The organism is Mesorhizobium sp. USDA 3734, from assembly GCF_056279665.1.
Genome location: NZ_JBWCCW010000001.1, coordinates 2,371,832 through 2,387,016, shown reverse-complemented (window position 1 = coordinate 2,387,016; position 15,185 = coordinate 2,371,832). Strand labels below are relative to the sequence as shown.

Sequence of the window (15,185 nt, the reverse complement as noted above, 5' to 3'; positions counted from 1 at the left end):
AGTGGCCTGGCATCGAAAGGCAGGCGCTGCCACAAGAGATTTTGACAAACTTTGCCAAAATGGACCATACTGGACGGGATATGGAGGCCAGTATGGCAACAATGAACGTATCATTGCCCGACCCGATGAAGGATTGGGTTGAGGCGCAAGCCGAAACGGGCCGCTACGCCAACGCGAGCGATTATGTGCGCGATTTGATCCGTCGGGATCAGGAGCGCAATGACAAGATTGCCGCCATGCAGCGCTTTGTCGATGATGGCTTGAGGAGTGGCATCGGCAATCGATCCAGGGACGCGCTTTTCACTGAGGCGGTTAAGCGCGCTGAAAAGACACCCGGGTAGTGGGATTTCGCCTTTCTTCAGCTGCGGAAGAGGACATTGTCGGCATTGCCGAGCAAGGGGTACGCCTGTTCGGCGCTGTGCAGGCCAGACAGTATCATGACGAGTTGTTCGCGATCTTTGACCTGATCGCCGCCAGTCCCCGAATAGCGCGGGAGCGGCTTGAATTGGCGCCACCGATGCGTATCCATCCCTTCAAGGCCCATCTTGTCGTCTACCGGATCGAAGCCGACGGCGACGTGTTCATTGTCCGGGTACCGCCACGGGCATGAAGATTGGGCGAACGAAGGCACTCGATAATCCAACAACGATATATAGGCAGCTAACTGTCGATCTTCAGCGCGAAGGGCGTGCCTTCGAAGGCATCCGCGCCACGCCCGATCGATTCGATCGCCTCGACCATGCGGCCCTTTCTATCGAGCAGCGCATCGGCCACGGCGATCAGTCGCGGATTGGGCGTCGCCGAGGGCGACAGCGTCCGTAGCGTCCGCGCCAGCTCGGCCTCGTCACGCTTTGGCGCCAATGCCGCGGCGATGATGTAGGCCGAAGCGGTCGAGCGGCTGATGCCGGCATAGCAATGCACGACCATCGGCCTTGCCCGGTCCCACCGGCGCGCGAAATCGAGCAGATTGCGAACATGATCCTCGCCCGGCATGGTCATGCCGTCCTGCGCCACCGCTATATCATGCATGACCAGATGCAGATGGTTTTCCCTCGAGATCGAGGCCGGACGGACCACCTCCGTTCCGGCGGCGAGCAACGACAGCATGCGGTCGGCGCCGGTCCTGGCCACCGTTTCCTCGATCTTTGCCAGCGAGCAGACATGGATCATTGTTTTGAACCCTTCGATTGATCCTCGCGCCGCGCCGCCCAATCGGCAAGAGCGGATTCGAGCCGCTGCCATTCCAGCTCACTCTCTGGCAGACCGGCGCGCAGGACATGCGGCCGGTCGGCAAAATGGCGAAGCAGGATGCCGCGCTCGCCAAGAGCGGAAAATAAATCGTTGGCATCGGCCAGGCGAAGATAGCGGAACAGCGTGGTGCCGCCCACGACAGGAATGCCGAAGCCGCCGAACAGTGCATCGAGCCGCGCCGATGCATCCGCAAGGGATGCCCGCATCGCGTCCTGCCAGTCGATATCGGCAAGCGCGCGGATACCGTATTCCAGCGCCGGCCCGGCGACTGCCCATGGGCCGAATTGCGTTTCCAACCGCTCGACCGTCGCCACATCAGAAAGTGCAAAGCCGAGCCGCAAACCGGCCAGCCCAAAAAACTTGCCGAACGAACGCAGCACGACGATGCCGCTCTGGTCGACATCGCCCGCGAGGCTGTGCTCGCGCGGGCCGACATCCATGAACGCCTCGTCGACGACCAGCAGCCCGCCCTTGGCGCGCAGTCCGGCGGCCAGCGCCAGCAGACGGTCGCGCTCGATGATGCGGCCATCCGGATTGTTCGGATTGACGATGATGGCAAGGTCGGCGCCGGCCAGATCAGCGAAATCGCCGACCTCGATCACCTCGTGCCCGGCGATCGCTGCCGCGCGGGCATGTTCGGCGTAGGTCGGACCCAGCACCAGCGCCTTGCCGGGCGCGATCAGCGAGGCGACGCGCGGCAACAGGATCTGCGTGCCCGGAGCCGCCGCGACGTTGGCTGGCGACGGCGCGCCATAGGTGCTGGCCGCGATCTCTGTCAGGTCACGCGTGCGCGCGGCTTCCGGCAACCGCGACAGGGTGGTGGCGGGCAGCTCGAAAAGCGGGTAGGAGTGCGGATTGATACCGGTCGAGAGGTCGACGAAAGGCAGCATGGCGTTGGGGAAAAGCGCCCTCGCCCGGCCAAGACTTCCACCATGGTCCACCGCTCCTTCAAGAAGCTTCATGTCAGTCCTGATCGCTTTCCTGTCATTGGCCGTCGAATTCGCCCTCGGTTACCCCGACTGGCTGTTTTCGCGCCATCGGCCATCCGGTGACGTGGTTCGGCAGGCTGATATCCTTTCTCGACCGCAGGCTCAACCACGCCACTGATCCCGACGCGCTGCGTCGCAAGCGTGGTGTCCAGGCGCTGCTGGTCATCGTGCTGGTGCCGGCGATAATTGGCCTCGGCGTGCAGGTCTTGCTCTGGTTCGTTCCCATGGGGCTATTCATCACTGCCCTTCTGGCGACGTCGCTTCTGTCGCAGAAGAGCCTCTACGAGCACGTCGAGGCGGTGGCCGACGCACTCGATACCGGTGGCCTCGCTCTGGGCCGCGTGGCCGTCTCGCGAATCGTCGGCCGCGATCCCGAAACACTGGACAGGGCCGGTGTCTGCCGCGCGGCGATCGAGAGCCTGGCCGAGAATTTTTCCGACGGCATCGTTGCCCCCGCCTTCTGGACCGGCGTCGGCGGCCTGGCCGGCGGCGTCGCCTACAAGGCCGCCAACACCGCCGATTCGATGATCGGCCACCGCACCCCGCGCCACGAGGCCTTCGGCTGGGCGGCGGCGCGCTTCGACGATTGGATCAACCTGCCGGCCTCGCGGCTGACGGCGCTGCTGATCGTGCTGGCCGCTTTCCTGGTCAGGGGCGCCGATCCGCGCAGTGCCTGGCACGCGGTGTGGCGCGACGCCAAAAAGCACCGCTCGCCCAATGCCGGCTGGCCGGAAGCCGCGATGGCCGGTGCACTCGGTCTCGCACTCGCCGGGCCGCGCAGCTACGGTGGCGTGCTGGTCGATGACGTCTTCATGGGCGAAGGTGGGCGGCGCGAAGCCGACAGCGTCGACATCAGGCAGGCGCTGAAACTCTATCGCGTCGCCGACTATCTCCTGATCGCGCTGTTTGGGTTGGTCGCGGTGGTCGTCATTGTGGCGTGACGGATCGATCGCCGTTTAGAATTCGATGCCCTGCTGGGCCTTCACGCCCGCGGAAAAATGGTGCTTGGTCACGCCCATCTCGGTGACGAGGTCGGCGGCCTCGACCAGCGCCGGCTTGGCGTTGCGGCCGGTAACGACGACGTGCAGGCCCTCGCGCCGGGCCTCCAACGCTGCTACCACCTTGTCGAGATCAAGATAGTCGTAGCGCAGCGCAATGTTCAGTTCGTCGAGCACCAGTAGGCTGATCGACGGATCGGCCATCAGCTCCAGCACCTTGGCCCACGCCGCTTCGGCGGCTGCGATGTCGCGCTTAAGATCCTGCGTTTCCCAGGTGAAGCCCTCGCCCATCGCGTGCCAGACGACGCGGTCGCCGAAGGCGGCGAAGGCGTCTTTCTCGCCTGTGTGCCATTTACCCTTGATGAACTGGACGACGCCGACGCGCTTGCCGTAGCCGAGCATCCGCAGCGCCAGGCCGAAGGCGGCTGTCGTCTTGCCTTTGCCCGGGCCGGTGTTGACGATCAGCAGCCCCTTCTCGACCGTCTTGCTCGCCACCTCGGCATCCTGCACGGCCTTGCGCTTGGCCATCTTGGCGCGATGGCGTTCTTCGTCCCGGTCTTCGATGTCGGTCATGTCATTTCACCTTGAGCGGCAATCCCGCCACCATCAGCAGCACCGTGTCGGCGATGGCAGCGACCTGCTGGTTGAGCCGGCCGGCGGCATCGCGGAAACGGCGCGCCAGTGCATTGTCCGGTACGATACCCTGGCCGACTTCATTGGACACCACGAACCACGGTCCGCGTGGTCGCGACAGCACGTCCGCCAATCGCCGGCATTCCAGGTCGAGATCATGTTCGGCCAGCATATGATTGGTCAGCCACAGCGTCAGGCAGTCGACAAGCACCGGCTGGTCGTCCGGCAAGGCCGCGAGCGCGCCGGCGAGATCGAGCGGTGCGTCGATGGTCGTCCAGCCTTCGCCGCGCCGCGACCGGTGCAGCGAAATGCGTTCGCGCATCTCGTCATCATAGGCTTGCGCCGTGGCGACATAAGTCCATGGCGGCGGCAAACCCGTCGCCAGGGTTTCGGCGTGCGCGCTCTTGCCGGAGCGCGCACCACCGATGAGGAAGGTCAGGGCCCTGCCTTCAGGCAAAGCTGTCGCGCAGGCTGGTCGCCGTGCCGGTGAAGCGGCCACGCACCATGCCGACGACCGCGCCGAGCACCAGCCAGAACACCAGATTGGTCAGCGTCACCGCCACCACGAACTGGTGATGCAGGCCTTCAGGGATCGGCGTCTCGAAACTGTCGGGCTGCGGCGCGCCGACAATATGCGGCGCGACGATCAACGCCACGGCCAGGATCGCCAGCGGCAGCGACTTGCGGAACGCGATCAGGCCAAGGCCGATGGCGGTCGCCACCACGGTTGCCGTCCACCAGATCTGGCGCTGGGTCAGGTCGGCCGCCGGCATGGCCGGCAGTTCCGGCGGCAGGCCGAGGCCCGGCGCCAGCGTGAACACGGCAAAGCCGGCCAAGCCCCAGAACACGCCCTGACGCCAACCACCGATGCCACCGGCGAATTCGGAAACCGCGACCAGGATCAGCGCGAAACCGATGCCGGTGACGACATTGGAAACGACGTTGAAGGCAAAACGCTCGAAGCCGTCGGCCGGCGCCCAGCCCTCGTCCTCAGCGGGAGCCGCCGCTTCCGCCGGTGCCGGCGTGGCGGCGCTCATGGTGTTTGTCGCCGGTGCGGCCGAGCTCATCGCGTTGCCGCTGGTGGCGTCGGCAGGCGCCGCGGCATGGTCATGGCTGTGGCCGCCTTCGGCCTGTTCGTAGACTTCCGCCTTGAGAATGAGCGGCACGGTGGCATAGGCCTGCATGCAGGCGAGAACGACGCCAGCCACGAGCCCGGCGATCGCCGCGATGAACACGACGTTGCGAAACAGATTCATGATGTCAGATCCTCGTCAGTGGCAGGGAAACGCCATCGAATGGCGATTGTCATGGCCTGCATTGTGGACCGCATCGATATGCGAGAAGCCGACAAAGCCGATGACGAAGATGCCGAGCAGCGCCGCGAGCGCGAGCTGCATGAAGCGCGACTGCGAGGAGACGGCGGCGCCGAGGGAGACGGAAGCGGTAGTCATGTCTTGTCCTTTCGCCCTCCACCCGAGGGCATCGAAGTCAGTTTCCTGTCGCCGGCAGGTCTCCTGGCTCGCGGATCAGCGCCCTTCCCCACCTTCCCGAAGAAAAAATCTTCAGTGGCATATGGAGAGGACTACCGCACACAGTTGCGGGGGCAGCCACGGCATTGGGCGAAACTCGCCCGCACCGCATTCCCTCTTGGCTCCAAAATGGAACCGACGACATCAGCGACTATAGGCAGAATCCTCGCCTCCGGCAAACCAAATTCCGCCGACAACCATTGCGAATGCGTCGTACCAGCCGAGGCCCGCCGGTGCCGCAATTGACAATTTTCCTGGCCGGGTGTCGGCTGGCATCCTTGGAGGAAGCCAGCCATGCAGCCCACTGCCAGCGAGCGCGATCCCTACAATGGCCTGACCCGGGCCGAACCGACGCTGCCGTCTTCGGCCTATTGGGATGCAGGCAGCTATCAAGAAGATCTCGACGCCATCTGGTATCGAAGCTGGCTGCTCGTCTGCCGCGAGGCCGACCTTGCGCAACCACTGGCTTTCCGCAGATTCCGCATCGGCACGCAAGACATCCTCGTGCTGCGTGACGAGACCGGCGAACTGCGCGCCTTTCACAACACCTGCCGCCATCGCGGCTCGCAGCTCTGCCAGGAAAGCGAAGGTCGGCTGAAGGCGCGGCTGATCACCTGTCCCTACCACGCCTGGTCCTACTCGTTGCGTGGCGACCTCGTGCGTGTGCCGTCGAAATCGCTGCCTGAAGGCTTCGACAAGGCCGACCATCCGCTTTATCGGGTAGCACTCTCGGTGTGGCGCGGCTTCGTTTTCGTCAACCTGCAGGAGGACGCCGCCGGCTCGGCGCAAACATCCTTCGATCCCGCCTCCGGCGATCTCGGCAATTGGCCGCTGGAGACGCTGGTGAGCGGCCACGTGCTGCGCAAGGTGATGAACTGCAACTGGAAGATTTTTTGGGAAAACTTCAACGAGTGCCTGCATTGCCCAGGCGTCCACAAGGACCTGTCGCGGCTGGTGCCGATCTATGGCCGCGGCCTGATGGGCCGTCACGACGATCCCGAATGGGTTCGCCATGCCGACAATGACGCGCCGGAGTTTTCCGGCGGCCTGCGCGCCGGCGCCGAAACCTGGTCGCGCGACGGCCAGGCGCATGGGCCGGTCTTCTCGAGCTTGACACCGGCCGAGCGCACTGCGGGCCAGACATACGCCACCAGCCTGCCGTCGATGTTCGTCGTCGGCCATGTCGACTATGTCAGGACGGTGCGGCTGGTGCCGCTCGGCCCCGAGCAGACCGAGCTTGTCGCGGAGTGGCTGTTCGCGCCCGAAGCGCTCGCCACGACCGACATCGACAACATCGTCGCCTTCGGCACGCAGGTGCTGGAGGAGGACGCTGATATCTGCGAGGTCAATCAGAGAGGCCTGCGCTCGATGCGCCACCAAGCCGGCGTGCTGATGCCCGAGGAATACGACCTGCACCGCTTCCACAACTGGGTGTGCGAGCGCCACGCAGTACGCAAGGCAACCACCTAGTCGGCCTTCAGAATTCGCTCCGACGAGGCATATGGAGTGGTTTTCGAGAACCGGAGCGCAGCGGACTTTTGGGTCCGTGAGCACCGGAAGCGGAGAAAATCGCGACAGATGTCCGCCGGAGTAGAATTATCAAGGTCGACTAAAGCGATTTCGGCAGATAACGCCAGGTCACAAAGCCACAGACTGCCGCCAGCAGGCCGAGCGTGACGAACACCGAGCCGAGCCCGAAGAAGGCCAGCACCACGGAATAGACCAGCGGCGGCGTCAGTTCGGAAAAATCGAGATAGGTGCGATAGACCGCCGCCATCTGCGATCTTTCATAGGAGCGCACCGAGCGCATGAAGGCGGTCGAGCCGAGTGCGTCGAGTGCAATGGTGAAGAAGGCGCCGCCAAGCAGGAAGGCGCCGGTGAGCAGCGGCACGGTTTCGCCGACGAGGCCCGCCGCCAGCAGCATGGCCGATATGGCGAAATAGGCGAATGTCATGGTCCTGCGGCCGCCAAAGCGCTTTCCTGCCTTGCCCCAGAAAATGGCCATGAACAAAAGCGCGTTGCCGGCCGAAACCAGCAGGCCACCGGCCAGCTTGCCCTCGCCGGTGATCACCATGAACAGCGGCCCATAGACGAAGAACGTCGTCCAGAAACAAGAGCGGCCGAAGGCGATCAGCCAGGCCAGCCGCAGCCTGGGCTGGGCGATGAAGCGGCCTATATTGGCGAGCGGGTTGGCCGGTCGCGTCTTGCCCGGACGGATCGACGGGTTGTCGCCGAGCCGATAGGTCCAGAACAGCGCCAGCAGGGCAAACGCGAACACCGCCACCGCGCCATGCGCGGCATAGATGCCGAAGCGCGTGTAGAGGAAGATGCCGAGCGTCGGCCCACCGGTCCAGGCCAGCATCGACCACGCCATGCGCAGCGATTCGGCCTGCATGAAATCGGTCTTGCGGATGTGGTCCATGATGTAGAGGTTGAGCGTGATCGACAGCGCGCTGGCGCCCATCACCCGGCACAGCATGCCGGCCAATTGCCCGGCAAGCGTGTCGGTGACGAAGAACAGCGAGCCGATGGCCAGCAGGCAGGCGCCTGATGTGTAGACCCAGCGGCGGGCAAAGCGGCGGATCAGCATCGGCATGAACAGCGTCACCGACAGGCCGAGCATCGCCACGACGGTGTAGAGGATCGAGACGATCTGCTCGTTGTGGAGGATCTCGTAGGCCTGGATCGGGATGACGCTCGACACGGTGGCGCGGGCGAAGGATTCGACCGCATAGAGCGACGCGAAGGTGCGCGCATCCGCGGCCTTGAGGGCCGGTAGCCAGATCGGATGGCGCACATGGGTGGACATTGCTTCCCCAAAGCAGAATCACCGGTCAAATCTGCCGTGGCGCCCCCCGCGCCAATAAGAGGAAACCGACGCGCAGCCGGCAAAAAGCGAAACCGGTCAAAGGCTTCCCGCCACTGGCCCAAAGCGGCGGCTGATCCAACGGCCGCGGCACAGTCCTTGGCAAAGCTCTCGGTCTTCTTTTGTCCGGGGCAACCGTGATAGTCCTCCAGCGGGGCTGAATCAGAATGCGAGACCATGAGCATCCAAACGCCGACCGCACCCGTTCAGGATCGACCAAAGCGCATCGTCGCCATCGACATCGTGCGCGGCATCGCGCTGATCGCCATGGCGAGCTACCATTTCACCTGGGACCTGGAATTCTTCGGCTACACCGATCCCGGCCTGACCGCCTTCGGCTGGTGGAAGATCTACGCGCGTTGCATCGCCTCGACCTTCCTGTTCCTGGTCGGCGTCAGCCTGTATCTCGCCCATGGCCAAAAGATCCGCTGGAACGGCTTCTGGAAGCGGTTCGCCATGGTCGCTGGAGCCGCGATCGCGATTTCGGTCGTCACCCGCATCGCCACCCCGGACGGTTTCATCTTCTTCGGCATCTTGCACGAGATCGCGCTGGCCAGCCTGCTTGGCCTCGCCTTCCTGCGGCTGCCGGCTTTATTGACGCTGGTCGTTGCCGCGCTCATCATCGCGGCGCCTGTCTATCTGCGCTTCGAGGCGTTCGATCACCCGTGGCTATGGTGGGTCGGCCTGTCGGCGAACAATCCGCGCTCCAACGACTACGTGCCGATGTTTCCATGGTTCGGCGCTGTGCTTGTCGGCATCGGCGTCACCAAGCTTGCCGCGGGCGCGGGTGTCTTGGCGTGGCTGGCGAACCTCAAGCCCGGCCGCTGGGCCAACCCGCTGCTTTTCATCGGCCGCCACAGCCTGGCCTTCTACCTGATCCACCAGCCGCTGCTGATCGGCTGCGTGTGGCTGTTCTCGCAGATCATGCCGGCACAGGTCGAAACCCCGCAGGTGAACTTCCTCAAAACCTGCCAGCTGTCTTGCGAGCAGTCGCGCGACACCGAGTTCTGTTCGAGCTACTGTGTCTGCATGCTCGATACGCTCGAGGGCGAGGCCACGCTTGATCGGCTCTACAACAACGACCAGACTGCGGAATGGAAGGCACATTTGTCCGATCTTGCTGGGATGTGCACCGCCAAAACCGACAGCAAGTTGATGGAGGAAGGGGTCAAATGACCGATAACCAGCCGAAGCCGGGGCTTATACCGTGGCCGCCGCTGATCTATATCGCCGCCATCGCCATCAGCATCGCGCTTGGCCTGCTCTACCCCCTGCCCTGGATCGGCGACATCCTGGGCGATATCCTGTTCGCCGCCGGCTGGGTGGCACTGTTCGCCGTCGCCGCACTCTGGTTCACCGCGATCCGCACCATGATGCGGGCCAAGACCACGCTCAACCCCAACGCGGTGCCCGATCACCTTGTCACCACGGGTCCCTTCGGCATCACCCGCAATCCGATGTATCTGGCCAACACGCTGCTGTTGATCGGCGTCGCCCTTGTCTCGGGGATCGTATGGTTCCTGCCTCTCGCGTTCATCGCTGCCTATGCCACGCAGAAGGTCGCGATCGAAGGCGAGGAAAAGGTGCTCGCAGCGAAGTTCGGCAAGAAATACCGCGATTACGCAAAACGCGTGCGGCGCTGGATTTGAGCTGGAACTTCTTCGTCATCCACGGGCGGAGCAAGGAGCGTAGCTACGCAGCGCAGACCCGAGGATCCATGCCGCGACTTCTGCACGATGCCACGGCGCAGAATGCTGCTCCGTTGCATTCCATGACTGAGGGTATGGCATGGATCCTAGGGTCTTCGCGACGGAGCTACGCTCCTGCTTCGCCCTAGGATGACGAAGGCTCAGGTGTTCACGCCAAGCTCCACCAGCCGCTCCACACAAGACTCCTCGGCCTGGTCGAGTTCGGCGAGCGTCTCTTCAAGGTCGCGGCGCTTCTGCCTGAGATCCTCGCGCTTTTCCTCGATGCGCTTGATCATCAGCTTGAGTTGACCCACCTCGCCGGGCGGGCGCCTTGTACATCTGGATGATTTCGCGGATCTCGTTGATCGAGAAGCCGAGCCGTTTTCCCCGCATGATCTGGCGGATGAGGTGGCGGTCGGACGGGCGAAACAGCCGCGTACGGCCACGCCGCACCGGCTGCACCAGCCCCTCGTCCTCATAGAAGCGCAGCGTCCGCGTCGACACGTCGAACTCGCGAGTCAACTCGGTGATCGAATAATATTCTCGCATTGCCACTCCCGCACGCCGGAATCCCAAACGATCGCCATGCGTCGCCCTTCCGTCCCGAACCAAACCCATGCCATGCCGGAATCGACATCGCGCCCCACGCAAGCCTCGCATGGCATTTACGTAAAAGTCAATTGAGCACGACAGGTGTCTTCAGGGCACACCGAACCACCACGTGGCAATGCCGAGAAACGCAAAGAAGCCGACAACATCGGTGACCGTGGTGACGAAGACCGCCGAAGCGACCGCCGGATCGACCTTGAAACGGTCGAGCAACAGCGGGATCAGGATGCCGGCCAGGGCGGCTGCGAACATGTTGATGATCATCGCCGCCGCGATGATGCCGCCCAGATTGGGGTCGCGGAACCAGGCCGCGGCAACGATGCCGATCAGGATGGCGAAGACGATGCCGTTGATGAAGCCGACGCCCATCTCGCGGCGGATGATGCGGCCGGCATTGTAGATGTCGAGATCCTTTGTCGCCAGCGCCCGCACCGTCACAGTCATGGTCTGCGAGCCGGCATTGCCGCCCATGCCGGCGACGATCGGCATCAGCACCGCCAGCGCCACGATATGCTCGATCGTGCGATCGAACAGACTGATCACCGATGCGGCCAGGAATGCCGTCAACAGATTGATCAACAGCCATGGAACGCGCGAGCGCGAGGTGGAGAAAACACTGTCGGACAGTTCTTCATCACCGACGCCGCCCATGCGCATCAGATCTTCCTCGGCCTCCTGCTGGATGACATCGACGACGTCGTCGATGGTCAGCACACCGACCAGCCGCTCGTTCTCGTCGACGACGGCGGCCGAAAGCAGGTCATACTGTTCGAATTCCCGCGCCGCCTCTTCCTGGTCCATGGTGGCAGGAATGGCGTGCCGCGTCTCATGCATGACCTCCTCGACCTTGACCGAGCGCCTAGTGCGCAGGATCTGGTCGAGGTCGATGGCGCCGAGCAGCTTGAAGGTCGGATCGATGACGAAGATCTGGCTGAAGCGCTCAGGCAGGTTCTTGTCCTCGCGCATGTAGTCGATGGTCTGGCCGATCGTCCAGAACGGCGGCACCGCGACGAACTCGGTCTGCATGCGCCGGCCGGCCGTCTCTTCGGGATAGTCGAGCGAACGGCGTAGCCTGATCCGCTCGGTGAACGGCAACTGCGACAGGATCTCGTCCTGGTCTTCCTTCTCGAGGTCTTCGAGAATGTAGACGGCGTCGTCGGAATCGAGCTCCTGCACCGCCTGGGCGATCTGCGCGTTGGGCAGATTGTCGACGATCTCCATACGGATCGCTTCGTCGACCTCGGTCAGCGAGGAGAAGTCGAAGTCGGCGCCCAGGAGTTCGACAAGCGCGCGGCGCTGTTCGGGATGCAGCGCCTCGAGCAGGTCGCCGAGTTCCGACTGATGCAGGTCGTCGACTTCATGCTTGAGGGTGAGCGTGTCGCGGTCTGCGATCGCCGCGCCAATCCGCGCCAGGAAGGACGAAAGGACGGCGCCGTCCTCGCCATAGATGTCGGCGTGATGTTCTTCGGCGGCCCTGGCGCCGGTCGTCCGTTCGTGCTCGCCTTCCACCAGCGCCTCCCGCCATCGCAATCCCGGAAAAGGTGCGTCTCAGGTCTAGAGCATCGGACACAAAAGTGGAAACCGGTTTTGGGAGAATCCGGTGCTCAAAGGAAAAGTGGCGTAAAGTGCGGGAATATCAAACGAAATGCGCCCTGCCCGTAGCGGACGGAGGCTGGCACAAATCGGATTCTGGGAAGAGGGAATGGTGCGGTCGAGAAGACTCGAACTTCCACGGGTTGCCCCACAGCGACCTCAACGCTGCGCGTCTACCAATTCCGCCACGACCGCACGTGGTAGAGCCGGAACCGACCGGCTCGCGGCGTGTAGCAAATCGTTTCCGGCGAAACAAGTGCACGGCAAGCAATAATGTCAGGCGATTGGCATAATGCTCCACAGGGTTCGAATGCATAGCCCGAACTGGACGTTTCGGCCCGATATCGCCATATGGAGGGCAAATGCATGTCGCCCAAAAGTGCAAGGCGGTTTTGGGGTCACAACATGCATAAGCAAAAAGCGACACATCATGCCAGAACGCAGCCAGATCGCCATGTCTTTCCTGCCGCTCCCCGGTTCGGCTCCGGTCGAATGGCGCATCGAACCTGGCCTCACCGCCTATCCGGATGCGATCGTCTTCATGGAGGCGCGCGCCGAGGCGATCCGAAGCGGGGCTGCCGGCGAGATGGTCTGGCTGGTCGAACACCCGCCGCTCTACACCGCCGGCACCAGCGCCCGCGGCGAGGACCTGATCGACGCGAACCGCTTCCCGGTGTTTGCGGCAGGACGGGGCGGCGAATACACCTATCATGGGCCGGGCCAGCGGGTCGCCTATGTCATGCTTGATCTCAAGCGGCGGCGCGAGGACGTCCGCGCCTTCGTTGCGGCGCTCGAACAGTGGATCATCGGCACGCTGGCCGCCTTCAACGTGCAGGGCGAACGCCGCGAGGACCGGGTCGGCGTCTGGGTGGTGCGGCCGGATCGCCCTGCTTTGCCGGACGGCTCGCCGGCCGAGGACAAGATCGCGGCAATAGGCATAAGGCTGCGGCGCTGGGTCAGCTTTCATGGCATTGCCATCAATGTCGAGCCCGACCTCGACCATTTCAGCGGCATCGTGCCCTGCGGCGTGCAGGACCACGGCGTCACCAGCCTCGTCGACCTCGGCCTTCCCCTGACGATGGCCGACCTTGATCTGGCGCTGAAATCCGCCTTCGAGGATGTCTTCGGCCCCGCACGGCTCTGCCTGTCGAAGCCCCACGCAAGGCCGATTGAGACTTCCCGATCCGGTACGGCTCAAGGTGTGTTGAGATTCAGGTCAGGCCGAGTCGAAAATGGCTGATACCGAGAACCGGAGCGGAGCGTACTTAGGTACGTGAGCACAGTTCTACCGCGACGCGGTAGACGGGGAAGCGCAGGTATCAGCTATTTGCAGGCCAGCATCACCTGAATATCAACACACCTTAGATGAGCTGGGCGGAGGCCCACAATACGCCGTAGCCATGGATGGCGAACACCGCTAGCAGCGCTGCCGCCATGGCGAAGCGGTCGATGGCGCGAATCGGCTTCAACTCGTAACGCGGCTTTACCCCGCTGCTCATCGTCAGCAGGCTGAGGATCGAAAACACCGCTCCCGCCGCGAGCAGAAAATTGGCGGAAAAGCCGGCCTGCCAACCCACAGCCAGAAAGGCCGAGAGCAGGAAAAACGAGGCCAGTGCCAGCGCGATCGGCCCCGGGCAGATCTGGCGCAGCACCTGGCCCCCATCGAATTTCCACACCGGCACCAGATTGGCGATGTTGAACAGAGCAGCAAACCCCGCCAGAGCCGCCAGCAGCATTGCCGCCAGCCGATGTCCTTCCGCACCGGCAAAGGTACTGGCGGCGATTGCGATCGGCACCAGGAAGGCGGAGAAGCCGGCGCCCATCAATGCCACGAAGGCCACCTCGAAACGGCTGTCATAGGGCCGCCCGCCAATGGCGATGCCACCGAGCAGCGGGATGAAGATCATCCGCGCCCTGTTGTGGCCCATCAGGCGAAATGCCGCCATATGGCCGAGCTCGTGCAGGGCGACCACCGATGTGAGGATCGCGGCCAGCGCCAGCCCGCCGAAATGAAGCCCGAAGAACGGCCACAGGATCAATGCCGACAGCGCGGCGAAGCCGACCTGGCTCAGCGGATGCTCGAACCAGCCGCCCTTGCGATACTGCCCGGTCCGCGCCCAGCGCTGCAGCTTGGAGAGTTCGCGGCGCATGGCGAAATAGCGGAACACCAGGAAGGCAACGCCGCGGTAGCGATCGGTCTGGCTGAGCGTCACCCGCGTACCGTTGCCCTCGGAAACGAGTTCAGCGGTTTCGCGAAAATCCTTCCAGAACGAAGCGTCGAGCGCGGTGTCATCGAGGACACGCATCGAGAAGCTGCTGCCCTCGACCACGTCTTCAAACCGCGACTTGCGCTCGATCGGCCTGCCGTCGCGACCTTCCCAGGACAGCATGATTCGAGCCACGCCCTCGCCGTCCGACGCTTCGGCCGAGAGGATCTCGCCGGACCAGCCGGCATCGCTGCCGAGCGGCCACAGCGCCTGCCAGAGGCGCTGCCGGTCCGCTGCTATCACGCGGCTGAGCCGGACCGTGCGCAGACCAAGCGGCACGGTCATCAAGAGAAAGATCAGCCCGAGATTGCTGGCCACCAGAATGGCCGTGACGATGGGCGACACGCGACGCTCCCTGTCTTTCAGGGCACCCTAACGTCGCGGCGGCAAGAAAAGCTTAACGGCGGAACGGGTCATAGCCCACTCAGGATCACGGCGGCGAATGCCGCCAAATCACATGGCTCCGATCCAGATCGCCATGGAAACGAGGAAGGTGCTCATGCAAACCAGTGAGATGACATCCTGAACCAGATCGGTCATAACTCTCTCCTGTCGTTGATATGTTCGTAGTTTGTTCTAATTTTGTTTCAATGTCAACGCGCACAATCCGGGCATTTTCCGGAATCGCGGCGATCAATTCGGCAGGGTTAAGGAAAAGTTACGGGGCGTCGGACAGTGCTACGTGGGCAGATCGCAGCCTTTGCGATTGGCCAATACACCCATCGCTTCGTCATCCTATGGCGGAGCAAGGAGCGACGCGCG

General features: G+C 63.4%; 13 protein-coding genes, 1 tRNA gene, 4 pseudogenes and 1 riboswitch. Of the genes and pseudogenes, 7 read left to right on the top strand and 11 right to left on the bottom strand.

The window, feature by feature from the left end:
* The first annotated feature begins 92 nt into the window (after positions 1–92).
* Both ACZ89F_RS11385 and ACZ89F_RS11380 read left to right on the top strand, forming a co-directional pair.
* Positions 93–341: a type II toxin-antitoxin system ParD family antitoxin gene (locus ACZ89F_RS11385; RefSeq protein WP_183451247.1), complete on the top strand. Its 249-nt coding sequence runs from the start codon at positions 93–95 to the stop codon at positions 339–341.
* Positions 341–638: pseudogene (locus ACZ89F_RS11380) on the top strand (type II toxin-antitoxin system RelE/ParE family toxin). Before ACZ89F_RS11385 ends, ACZ89F_RS11380 begins: the two are co-directional and overlap by 1 nt.
* A 22-nt stretch (positions 639–660) precedes the next feature.
* On the opposite strand, the gene ACZ89F_RS11375 reads toward ACZ89F_RS11380, so the two are convergent.
* Together ACZ89F_RS11375 and cobD are read right to left on the bottom strand one after the other, a co-directional pair.
* A complete protein-coding gene (locus ACZ89F_RS11375) occupies positions 661–1,170 on the bottom strand; it encodes a tyrosine phosphatase family protein (protein ID WP_476091924.1) in 510 nt (169 codons plus the stop codon).
* Positions 1,167–2,213: a threonine-phosphate decarboxylase CobD gene (cobD, locus tag ACZ89F_RS11370; RefSeq protein WP_476091922.1), complete on the bottom strand. Its 1,047-nt coding sequence runs from the start codon at positions 2,211–2,213 to the stop codon at positions 1,167–1,169. The genes ACZ89F_RS11375 and cobD overlap by 4 nt, the downstream gene beginning before the upstream one ends.
* Between cobD and cbiB the strand changes: the two are divergent.
* Positions 2,212–3,181: pseudogene (cbiB, locus tag ACZ89F_RS11365) on the top strand (adenosylcobinamide-phosphate synthase CbiB). The gene cobD and the pseudogene cbiB sit on opposite strands and share 2 nt — an antisense overlap.
* 15 nt (positions 3,182–3,196) lie before the next feature.
* Here cbiB and cobO read toward each other — a convergent pair.
* Genes cobO through ACZ89F_RS11345 form a run of 4 tightly spaced genes read right to left on the bottom strand, consistent with a single transcriptional unit; the run spans position 3,197 to position 5,322 of the window.
* Positions 3,197–3,811: a cob(I)yrinic acid a,c-diamide adenosyltransferase gene (gene cobO / locus ACZ89F_RS11360; protein WP_476091920.1), complete on the bottom strand. Its 615-nt coding sequence runs from the start codon at positions 3,809–3,811 to the stop codon at positions 3,197–3,199.
* Between the two features lies 1 nt (position 3,812).
* Positions 3,813–4,328, bottom strand: a complete 516-nt coding sequence (gene cobU / locus ACZ89F_RS11355; protein WP_476091918.1) for a bifunctional adenosylcobinamide kinase/adenosylcobinamide-phosphate guanylyltransferase — start codon at positions 4,326–4,328, stop codon at positions 3,813–3,815.
* Positions 4,321–5,127 carry a CbtA family protein gene (locus tag ACZ89F_RS11350; RefSeq protein WP_476091916.1) on the bottom strand — a complete coding sequence of 269 codons (807 nt, stop codon included), beginning with the start codon at positions 5,125–5,127 and terminating at the stop codon, positions 4,321–4,323. The genes cobU and ACZ89F_RS11350 overlap by 8 nt, the downstream gene beginning before the upstream one ends.
* 15 nt (positions 5,128–5,142) lie before the next feature.
* Positions 5,143–5,322 carry a CbtB domain-containing protein gene (locus tag ACZ89F_RS11345; RefSeq protein ID WP_476091914.1) on the bottom strand — a complete coding sequence of 60 codons (180 nt, stop codon included), beginning with the start codon at positions 5,320–5,322 and terminating at the stop codon, positions 5,143–5,145.
* Between the two features lie 36 nt (positions 5,323–5,358).
* Positions 5,359–5,555, bottom strand: a riboswitch (cobalamin riboswitch).
* Between the two features lie 139 nt (positions 5,556–5,694).
* Between ACZ89F_RS11345 and ACZ89F_RS11340 the strand changes: the two genes are divergently transcribed.
* Positions 5,695–6,870: an aromatic ring-hydroxylating oxygenase subunit alpha gene (locus ACZ89F_RS11340; RefSeq protein ID WP_476091912.1), complete on the top strand. Its 1,176-nt coding sequence runs from the start codon at positions 5,695–5,697 to the stop codon at positions 6,868–6,870.
* Positions 6,871–7,009: 139 nt separating this feature from the next.
* Here the strand turns inward: ACZ89F_RS11340 and ACZ89F_RS11335 are convergent, their stop codons facing one another.
* Positions 7,010–8,209 carry an MFS transporter gene (locus tag ACZ89F_RS11335; RefSeq protein WP_476091910.1) on the bottom strand — a complete coding sequence of 400 codons (1,200 nt, stop codon included), beginning with the start codon at positions 8,207–8,209 and terminating at the stop codon, positions 7,010–7,012.
* A 234-nt stretch (positions 8,210–8,443) separates the two neighbouring features.
* Here ACZ89F_RS11335 and ACZ89F_RS11330 point away from each other — a divergent pair, with 234 nt between their 5' ends.
* Together ACZ89F_RS11330 and ACZ89F_RS11325 are read left to right on the top strand one after the other, a co-directional pair.
* Positions 8,444–9,442 carry an acetyltransferase domain-containing protein gene (locus ACZ89F_RS11330; RefSeq protein WP_476091908.1) on the top strand — a complete coding sequence of 333 codons (999 nt, stop codon included), beginning with the start codon at positions 8,444–8,446 and terminating at the stop codon, positions 9,440–9,442.
* Entirely contained in the window at positions 9,439–9,915 is a 477-nt protein-coding gene (locus ACZ89F_RS11325; protein WP_476091906.1) for a methyltransferase family protein, read from the top strand. The genes ACZ89F_RS11330 and ACZ89F_RS11325 overlap by 4 nt, the downstream gene beginning before the upstream one ends.
* Before the next feature lie 200 nt (positions 9,916–10,115).
* Here ACZ89F_RS11325 and ACZ89F_RS11320 read toward each other — a convergent pair.
* From ACZ89F_RS11320 to ACZ89F_RS11310, 3 genes and pseudogenes are all read right to left on the bottom strand, one after another.
* Positions 10,116–10,503: pseudogene (locus ACZ89F_RS11320) on the bottom strand (MerR family transcriptional regulator).
* 150 nt (positions 10,504–10,653) lie between these two features.
* The gene (mgtE, locus tag ACZ89F_RS11315) at positions 10,654–12,072 is read right to left on the bottom strand and encodes a magnesium transporter (protein ID WP_476091904.1); all 1,419 of its coding nucleotides are present in this window, start codon (positions 12,070–12,072) and stop codon (positions 10,654–10,656) included.
* Positions 12,073–12,266: 194 nt separating this feature from the next.
* Positions 12,267–12,351: transfer RNA gene (locus tag ACZ89F_RS11310), tRNA-Leu, on the bottom strand.
* Between the two features lie 235 nt (positions 12,352–12,586).
* Between ACZ89F_RS11310 and lipB the strand changes: the two are divergent.
* A pseudogene (lipB, locus tag ACZ89F_RS11305) lies at positions 12,587–13,329 on the top strand (lipoyl(octanoyl) transferase LipB).
* 188 nt (positions 13,330–13,517) lie between these two features.
* Here lipB and ACZ89F_RS11300 read toward each other — a convergent pair.
* Complete coding sequence (locus ACZ89F_RS11300; protein WP_476091902.1) at positions 13,518–14,768, bottom strand: site-2 protease family protein; 1,251 nt, start codon at positions 14,766–14,768, stop codon at positions 13,518–13,520.
* Between the last annotated feature and the right edge of the window lie 417 nt (positions 14,769–15,185).

Coding starts and splice junctions, on each gene's coding strand:
- ACZ89F_RS11385 (WP_183451247.1), top strand. CDS start 93: ATGGCAACAATGAACGTATCATTGCCCGACCCGATGAAGGATTGGGTT.
- ACZ89F_RS11375 (WP_476091924.1), bottom strand. CDS start 1,170: ATGATCCATGTCTGCTCGCTGGCAAAGATCGAGGAAACGGTGGCCAGG.
- cobD (WP_476091922.1), bottom strand. CDS start 2,213: ATGAAGCTTCTTGAAGGAGCGGTGGACCATGGTGGAAGTCTTGGCCGG.
- cobO (WP_476091920.1), bottom strand. CDS start 3,811: ATGACCGACATCGAAGACCGGGACGAAGAACGCCATCGCGCCAAGATG.
- ACZ89F_RS11350 (WP_476091916.1), bottom strand. CDS start 5,127: ATGAATCTGTTTCGCAACGTCGTGTTCATCGCGGCGATCGCCGGGCTC.
- ACZ89F_RS11345 (WP_476091914.1), bottom strand. CDS start 5,322: ATGACTACCGCTTCCGTCTCCCTCGGCGCCGCCGTCTCCTCGCAGTCG.
- ACZ89F_RS11340 (WP_476091912.1), top strand. CDS start 5,695: ATGCAGCCCACTGCCAGCGAGCGCGATCCCTACAATGGCCTGACCCGG.
- ACZ89F_RS11335 (WP_476091910.1), bottom strand. CDS start 8,209: ATGTCCACCCATGTGCGCCATCCGATCTGGCTACCGGCCCTCAAGGCC.
- ACZ89F_RS11330 (WP_476091908.1), top strand. CDS start 8,444: ATGAGCATCCAAACGCCGACCGCACCCGTTCAGGATCGACCAAAGCGC.
- ACZ89F_RS11325 (WP_476091906.1), top strand. CDS start 9,439: ATGACCGATAACCAGCCGAAGCCGGGGCTTATACCGTGGCCGCCGCTG.